The 1,413-nt window shown below is 63.3% G+C and carries 1 protein-coding gene and 1 pseudogene; both read right to left on the bottom strand.

Annotated features, from left to right (window positions below):
- Window positions 1–899, bottom strand: an 899-nt coding sequence (gene argS, locus EOD15_RS34275) for an arginine--tRNA ligase (protein WP_127409303.1), incomplete at its 3' end; no start/stop codon positions are given.
- A gap of 75 nt (window positions 900–974) precedes the next feature.
- Window positions 975–1,413 (bottom strand): annotated as a pseudogene (locus tag EOD15_RS34270) (deoxyguanosinetriphosphate triphosphohydrolase); the annotation flags it as partial.

Genomic DNA, 1,413 nt, shown 5'->3' with positions numbered 1-1,413 from the left:
GGTTTCTCGCCCTTGGGCGGCGGCAGCTTGCCCTTGTAGATATGGCCCTTCAGCGTCAGATCGTTGATCGCAGAGCGGATTTTCCTGGCTTTGTCGGCGTGCAGCGTGCGCTCGGAGAAGAACACGTCGTGATGCACGTTGAGCATCGCAAGGTCCTCGCGGATCATCGCCATCATCGCATCGATGGTGCGATCCTTGACGATGGCGAGCGCCTCGTCATCGGGCATCTGCAGAAGCGAGCGGCCGAATTCCGTGACCAGCGCCTGGCCGACAGGCACCAGGTAATCGCCGGGATAGAGACCGGCAGGTATTTCGCCGATGTCGTCGCCCAGCGCTTCGCGGTAACGCAGGAATGCGGAACGGCCGAGCACGTCGATCTGCGAGCCGGCGTCGTTGATGACATATTCCTTGGTCACGTCGTAGCCGGCGAAGGCCATCAGATTGGCAAGCGCGTCGCCGACGACAGCACCCCGGCAATGGCCGACATGCATCGGCCCGGTCGGATTGGCCGAGACATATTCGACATTGGTCTTCCTGCCGCCGCCAACCGTCGAGCGGCCATAGTTGCGGCCCTCGCCGAGCAGTGCGGTCAGATGTGCCTGCCAGAAGCCGTCCTTCAGTCTGAGATTGACGAAACCGGGCCCGGCCACTTCCGTCGCCGCAACATCCTTGTCGTCACGCAGCGCCTGCGCCAGTCTTTCGGCCAGCGCGCGCGGGTTCTGGCCGGTCGGCTTGGCCAGCACCATCGCCGCATTGGTCGCCAGGTCGCCGTGGCTGGCGTCGCGCGGCGGCTCGACGGCAATGCGCGACAGGTCAGGCGAAACGCCGTCTTTGTCTTTCAGATCAAGCGCTTCGACGGCTTTTATGATTCGCGCGGTGAAATCGGCGAAGATGTTCATTTGTGTGACTCTGAGGTCTGGCTCTGGCGGCTTTGCAGCGAATCCGGCTCGTTGGCCGGCAAAATCGAGCCCGCCCTAGCCCAATTCAGGCGTATGGTCAAACAAACGCCGGTGTTCCTTGAGCGCGTAGGTGTCGGTCATACCCGCCAGGAAGTCGGCGACGCTGCGCGCCTTGATGCGGTCGTCGGCCCGATCCAGCCCCTCGCGCCAGCCGTCCGGCATGGCGCGCGGATCGGCGAAATAGGCGTCGAACAGATTTTTGACGATCTGCTCGGCGTCCGCGCGCACCCGCATAACCTCCGCGTGCCGGTAGAGGTGCTTGTACAGGAAGGCCTTCAGTTCTTTCTCCAAGGCAGCCATCTCGGCCGAGAATACCACCATCGTCTCGCCAGCTGCCCTCACCGCATCGGCGCTCCGCGGCCTGATGCGATCGAGATTGGCGGTCGTCGACTTGATCACGTCCTCGACCATGGCGGTTATCTGCCGCCGCATCAGCTCGTGGCCGGTGCGCACA

This window comes from Mesorhizobium sp. M7A.T.Ca.US.000.02.2.1, assembly GCF_003996995.1.
Classification (GTDB): Bacteria; Pseudomonadota; Alphaproteobacteria; order Rhizobiales; family Rhizobiaceae; genus Mesorhizobium.
This window is presented reverse-complemented; position numbering and strand designations above follow the sequence as displayed.